The organism is Cellulomonas algicola (genome assembly GCF_003851725.1).
In the GTDB taxonomy this organism is placed as follows: domain Bacteria; phylum Actinomycetota; class Actinomycetes; order Actinomycetales; family Cellulomonadaceae; genus Cellulomonas; species Cellulomonas algicola.
The window spans coordinates 1-6,627 of record NZ_BHYL01000423.1; the positions used below are offsets into that span (position 1 = coordinate 1).

The 6,627-nt window shown below is 74.7% G+C and carries 3 protein-coding genes and 1 pseudogene; 2 read left to right on the plus strand and 2 right to left on the minus strand.

Going from position 1 to position 6,627, the window contains the following annotated elements:
* Window positions 1-251, minus strand: a pseudogene (locus tag CTKZ_RS20345) (hypothetical protein); the annotation flags it as partial.
* A 287-nt stretch (window positions 252-538) separates the two neighbouring features.
* Here CTKZ_RS20345 and CTKZ_RS20350 point away from each other — a divergent pair.
* A complete protein-coding gene (locus tag CTKZ_RS20350) occupies window positions 539-1,339 on the plus strand; it encodes an SDR family NAD(P)-dependent oxidoreductase (RefSeq protein ID WP_235843582.1) in 801 nt (266 codons plus the stop codon).
* Window positions 1,340-1,374: 35 nt separating this feature from the next.
* Here the strand turns inward: CTKZ_RS20350 and CTKZ_RS20355 are convergent, their stop codons facing one another.
* Window positions 1,375-3,726 carry a (Fe-S)-binding protein gene (locus CTKZ_RS20355; protein WP_124344609.1) on the minus strand — a complete coding sequence of 784 codons (2,352 nt, stop codon included), beginning with the start codon at window positions 3,724-3,726 and terminating at the stop codon, window positions 1,375-1,377.
* Between the two features lie 268 nt (window positions 3,727-3,994).
* On the opposite strand from CTKZ_RS20355, the gene CTKZ_RS20360 reads away from it, so the two are divergent.
* On the plus strand, window positions 3,995-6,627 hold a 2,633-nt coding region (locus tag CTKZ_RS20360; RefSeq protein ID WP_124344610.1), incomplete at its 3' end, for a Na+/H+ antiporter subunit A.

Here is a 6,627-nt window from a genome sequence, read left to right on the forward strand (position 1 = left end):
GCGTCGCGACCGTGCCCCCCGCGCGCCTGGTCGGCCTGCTCCGGTGCGGGTGCGCCGGTCGTGGCGGTGGGTGCTCCGGCCGTCGCCGGCGTGACGAGCGTGCCGCCGACGAGGGCGCCCGCGGCGAGGAGCGCGGCCGCGCCGCGAAGGGCGCGCCGGTGGCGCAGAGGGCCGGGGCCGGCGGTCGAGGGGGTCCCCTCGGGGACGGGCTGGTCGGGGGTCGCGGGGTGCGTCGGTGCGGTGCTGCGCATGGGACTTCCTTCCGCGGGCGGTGGCCCGGTGTCGGGGGCACGTCCGGCCGGGAGGGACCGGACGATGCGGACACGTCCACCGTCGCCCGCGCGGCGCTGCCCGATCCATCGGGTGACCCGACGAGGTGGGGGTGGGGGAAACCCCCGCACGCCGCCGGGTCGTCGAGCCCGGCGCCCGAGGAGCGGGGGTCGGCTGGGGCCGAGGTGCGGGCGAGGGTGGGCGCGCCTAGCGTCGACGGTCTGCGTGAGGAAACCGGCGTGGGCCCGCGATGAGCGAGGAGACCGCCGTGCCCGACCGACCGATCGACCAGCCCCGCCCGCTCGCCGTCGTGACCGGCGCGTCGAGCGGCATCGGGCTCGAGCTCGCCCAGTGCTTCGCCGACGGCGGGTTCGACCTGCTCCTCACGGCCCTGGAGGCGGACGTCTCCCTGGTCGCCGACCGGCTCGGCGGCGAGGTCGCGACGCGCGCGGTCCAGGCCGACCTGTCGACGGTCGAGGGCGTCGAGACGCTGCTCGCCGAGGTGCGCGCGCTCGGCCGGCCCGTCGACGCGCTCGCGCTGAACGCCGGGACGGCGCAGGGCGGCCGGTTCGTGGAGACGCCGCTCGACGGCGAGCTCGAGACGATCCGTCTCAACGTCGAGTCGACCGTGCGGCTGTCGAAGGCGCTCCTGCCCGCGATGGTCGAGCGCGGCTCCGGGCGGGTGCTCGTGACGTCGTCGACCGCCGCGACGCAGCCCGGCCCGTACTACGCGACGTACGCGGCGTCGAAGTCGTTCCTCACCTCGTTCGCGGAGGCGGTGCGGCACGAGCTCGAGGGCACGGGCGTCACCGTCACGGTGCTCGCACCCGGGCCGACCGACACGAGCTTCTTCGAGCAGGCCGGCATGGAGGACACGCCCGTCGCGGACAGCCCGAAGGACGACCCGGCCGACGTCGCGCGGCAGGGGTACGAGGCGCTGATGAAGGGCAAGGACAAGGTCGAGGTGCACTCGCTCAAGGCCCGCATGCAGATGGCCGCCGCCGCGGTCCTCCCGGACAAGGCGAAGGCGGCGATGCACGCGGTGTACACCAAGCCGAAGGACGACTGACCCGCCACCGGGCGACGGCCCGCGCTGACGGGGCGTCAGAGGGTGGGGGCGCGGAGGGAGTCGCGCAGGAGGACGGCGATGTCGGCGACCTCGGGGACTCCCACCGACGCGCGGGCGGGCGCACCGCCGGCGGGCCCGCGGTCCGGGCCGGCGGGCGAGGTCGGACCTGCGGGGGCGTCCGTGCCGACCGGCTCGGCGCCCGGACCTGCGGCTGCCGTGCCGTCGGCGCCCCCGTCGGACGCGGCGACCGCCGCGACCCCGTCGGAGAGCATGACCGTGCAGTAGGGGCAGGCGGTCGCGACGACGTCGGCTCCGGTGCTCATCGCCTCGGCCGCGCGCGTCGCGTTGATGCGGGTGCCGACGGACTCCTCCATCCACATGCGCGCGCCGCCCGCGCCGCAGCAGAAGGACGTCTCGCGGTTGCGCGGCATCTCGGCGAGCTCGGCGCCGGGGATCGCGGCCAGCAGCTCGCGCGGGGGCGTGTAGACCTGGTTGTGCCGGCCCAGGTAGCAGGGGTCGTGGTAGGTGATCCGCTGGCCGACCGTGCCCCCACCCGCACCCGCGTCGGCGCCCGGCTCCACCGGCACCAGCCGCCCGTCGGCGACGAGGGTGTTGAGCAGCTCGGTGTGGTGCAGGACGGTGAACCGGCCGCCGAGCTGCGGGTACTCGCGGCTGATCGTGTTGAAGCAGTGCGCGCAGGTCACGACGATGCGCTGCGCGCCGACCTCGTTGAGCACCTCGACGTTCTGCGACGCGAGCATCTGGTAGAGCAGCTCGTTGCCCGCGCGGCGGGCGGGGTCGCCGGTGCAGGTCTCGCCGTCGCCGAGGACGGCGAACGACACCCCGGCGGCGTGCAGCAGCTCGGCGACGGCACGCGTCGTCTTCTTCGCGCGGTCCTCGTAGGCGCCCGCGCAGCCGACCCAGAACAGGTAGTCGACGTCGGCGGCGGACTCGACGTCGGCACCGACGACGGGCACGTCGAAGTCGAGTCCCTTGGCCCAGTCGAGCCGGGCGCGCGCGGGCAGGCCCCACGGGTTGCCCTGCCGTTCGAGCTTGGTGAACGTGCCGCCGAGCTCCTTGGGGAACGCGGACTCCATGAGCACCTGGTAGCGGCGGACGTCGACGATCGTGTCGACGTGCTCGATGTCGACGGGGCACTGCTGGACGCAGGCACCGCAGGTGGTGCACGCCCAGAGCACGTCGGGGTCGATGACGCCCGCGGCGACCAGGTCCACGCCGGCGTGCGGGTCGTCCTCGACCGCTGCGCGGCGGTCGACCGGGGCCGCCGTGCCCTCCGTCACCGCGCCCGCCGCGGCTGTCGCGCGCAGGTAGGGGGCCGTGGCGGCGGCGTGGTCGCGCAGCGAGAGCATGACGAGCTTGGGGGACAGCGGCTTGCCGGTCGCCCAGGCCGGGCACTGGTCCTGGCAGCGGCCGCACTCGGTGCACGTCGCGGTGTCGAGGAGCTGCTTCCAGGACAGGTCCTCGATCGCGCCCGCGCCGAGGCGGGCGTCGTCGGGCAGGTCCTCGAGCGCGGCCAGGTCGACAGCCGTGCCGTCGGCGAGCGTGAGCGGCACGAGCGGCCCGAGCGCGGGACCGCCGGCGGGCTCGCGGCGCGCGTAGACGTTGACGACCGCGAGGAACCGGTGCCACGCGACGCCCATCGTGGGCTGCAGGCCGACGACGACGAACCACGACATCGACACGACGATCTTCACGGTCGCGGCCACGACGACCGCCGTCTCCAGCGCGGCCGTCGACCCGCCTGCCCAGAAGCCGCCGAACCAGGCGGTGAGCGGGAAGTGCAGCCCGAGCCCGGTCTCGCCGGCCTGCGAGAGCAGCGCGTACTCGAGGCCGCGCAGCACCAGCACGGCCGCGACGACGGCGAACACCGTGGCCTCGACGAAGTACGCCTGCGCCTGGTTCGACCCGAAGAACCGCGACCGGCGACGCTCGACCTCGGGCGCGGCGGCCCGCGGCGAGATGCGCAGCCGCAGGACGAACAGCGCGACGATCCCGAGCAGCGCGGCCCACGCGAACGCCTCGACCACCCACTCGACCGGCCACAGGTGCCCGATCAGCGGCAGCGCCCACGTCGGCGACACGACCTGCCCGTACCCGGCGACGAGCGTGAGCACGAGCAGCGGGAACGACACCATGACCACCCAGTGCGCGACGCGCACGACGGGCCGGTGCTGGAACCGTCCGTGCCCGACGACCTCGCGCAGCAGCGTCGCGAGGCGCGTGCCGACGGGACCGGACCGGCCGGGGGCGACGCGGCCGATGCGCACGGTCCGCACGATGGCGACGACGCCCCGGGAGAACAGCGCGACGCCGACCACGGTCGCGGCGACGACGACCGCCAGGCACACCCACTGCAGCACGCTCACGCGCACACCGTAACGGCGACCCGGACGGCCCTGACGGGACGTCCGGACGCACGCGGCACGCGCTCGCCCCTCATGCCCCGGCGACCCCGTCACGGGGACCGCGTGGGGCGCCGACCCGGGCGCCACGACGGGGCCGTCGGGGGAGTGCGGCAGACGGGTGGCGGCGGCCGCCGTGGGACGACCACGGGAAAGCGGTTGATAGGATCTTGACCAACTCCTTGAAGCCTCCCGACCGACCACCCGCCCCCGACAGGACGGAGCCGGACGCGTGCTGCTGCTGCTCACCGTGCACCTCGCAGCAGCCGTCGTCGCGCCCACCCTGGTCCGTCTGCTGGGGCGTCGCGCGTTCTGGGTGCTGGCCCTCGCACCGGCCTCCGCAGCGGTCTGGGCGCTCACCTGGACGCAGCAGGTGCAGGCCGGGAACGGCCCGGTCGAGGTCGTCGAGTGGATCCCCGCGCTGGGCCTCGAGCTGACGTTCCGGCTCGACACCCTCTCGTGGTTCATGACGCTCGTCGTGGGCGGCGTCGGCGCGCTCGTGCTCGTCTACTGCGCGGGGTACTTCTCCGTGACGGCGCACGGGCTGGGCCGGTTCGGCGGCGTGTTCGTCGCGTTCGCCGGGGCGATGCTCGGGCTGGTCACGGCCGACGACATGCTGCTGCTGTTCGTGTTCTGGGAGCTCACGACCGTCACGTCGTACCTGCTCATCGGGCACTACTCGGAGCGCAAGCCGAGCCGTCGCGCCGCCATGCAGGCCATCGTCATCACGACCGCGGGCGGCCTCGCGATGCTCGTCGGCCTCGTGCTGCTGGGCGAGGCCGCGGGCACGTACCGGATGTCCGCCGTCATCGCCGACCCGCCGGGCGGGACGATCGCCACCGTCGCGATCGTCTGCCTGCTGCTGGGCGCCGCGACCAAGTCCGCGCTGCTGCCCTTCCACTTCTGGCTGCCCGCCGCGATGGCCGCGCCGACCCCCGTGAGCGCGTACCTGCACGCCGCCGCGATGGTGAAGGCCGGTGTCTACCTCGTCGCGCGGTTCGCGCCCGCGTTCGCGACCGCACCCGTGTGGCGCTGGATGATCGTCGTCCTCGGCGGCGGGACGCTGCTGCTCGGCGGCTACCGCGCGCTGCGGCAGCACGACCTCAAGCTCGTGCTCGCGTTCGGCACGGTCAGCCAGCTCGGCCTCATCGTGCTGCTCGTCGGCCTCGGCACGCAGGCGACCGCGCTCGCGGGCCTCGCGATGATCGGCGCGCACGCGATGTTCAAGGCGTCGCTGTTCCTCGTGGTCGGCGTCGTCGACGCCGCGACCGGGACGCGCGACCTGCGGCGGCTGTCGGGCGTCGGCAAGGAGCTGCCGCTCACGGCGCTCGCGGGCGGGCTCGCCACGGCGTCGATGATCGGCCTGCCGCCGTTCGCCGGGTACGTCGCGAAGGAGGCGGGGCTCGAGGGCGTCGCGCACCTCGACGAGGGGGCGATCGGCCCGATCGTGCTGGTCATGGTCGCGGTCGGGTCCGCGCTGACCGTCGCGTACGGGCTGCGGCTGTGGTGGGGCGCGTTCGCGACGAAGCCCGCCGTGATCCCCGAGGCCGCGGCGCCCGACGCGAGCGGCGGACCGGCGCTGCACGAGGGCGCCGAGCCCGACGCGACCCCCGCGCCGATCACGCACCCGACGCTCCTGCTGGTCTGGCCGGCGATGATCCTGGCCGTGCTCGGCCTGGCCGTCGCGCTGCTGCCGCAGCTGGGCGAGCACCTGCTCGCGCCCTACGCCGACACGTACCCGTACGGCGAGCCCGGGCACCTCACGCTCTGGGCGGGCGTGTCACCGGTCTTCTGGCTCACGCTCGGGATCCTCGGCGTCGGGACGCTCCTGTTCCTCGCCCGCGCCCGCGTCGAGCGGTGGCAGTCCGGGCTGTACCGCGGGCCCGAGGCCGACAGCGTCTACCGCAAGTTCATGCGCCGGCTCGACGACTTCGCCGCCGACGTCACCGCCGTCACGCAGCGTGGTTCGCTGCCGCTCTACCTCGGCATCATCCTCATCGTCTTCGTCGGGTCGGTCGCGACCGTCCTCATCACGCAGACGAGCGTGCCCGAGTCGATGCGGCGCTGGGACAACCCCGCGCAGATCGTGTTCGCGGCCGTCGCGGTCACCTCGGCGATCCTGGCAGCGCGTGCACGCCGACGCCTCAAGGCCGTGATCCTGCTCGGGATCGGCGGGTACGCCGTGGCCGGCCTGTTCCTGCTGCACGGCGCCCCCGACCTCGCGCTCACCCAGGTGCTCGTCGAGACCGTGACCCTCGTGGTGTTCGTGCTGGTCCTGCGCCGCCTGCCCCCGTACTTCTCCGACCGGCCGCTCGCCGCGAGCCGGTGGGTGCGGCTCGGCGTCGGCCTCGCGGTCGGGCTGACCGTCGCCGGGATCGCGCTCGTCGTGCCGAACGCGCGCGTCCACGCGCCGGTGTCCGAGCACTTCGCGGAGGAGGCCGTCGAGTTCGGCGGCGGCAAGAACATCGTCAACGTGACGCTCGTCGACATCCGCGCGTGGGACACCATGGGCGAGATCTCGGTGCTGCTGGTCGCCGCGACCGGCGTCGCGTCGCTCGTCTTCCTCTCGCGTCGCGGCGGGGCGATCTACCGCGCGGGCGACGCGCCCGCCGACCGGGCGGTGTGGGGCGGCAGCGAGGACCCGATGGCGGTCCTGCGCCGCCGTCGGGACGACCTGCCCGCCGAGGGCGGCTCGTCGTCGTCGCGGGACCGGCAGTGGCTCAGCGCGGGCAAGACGCTCGCGCCGCAGCGGCGGTCCGTCATCTTCGAGGTCGTCGTGCGGCTGCTGTTCCACACGATGCTCGTGTACTCGATCTACCTGCTCTTCTCGGGGCACAACGCGCCCGGCGGCGGCTTCGCCGCGGG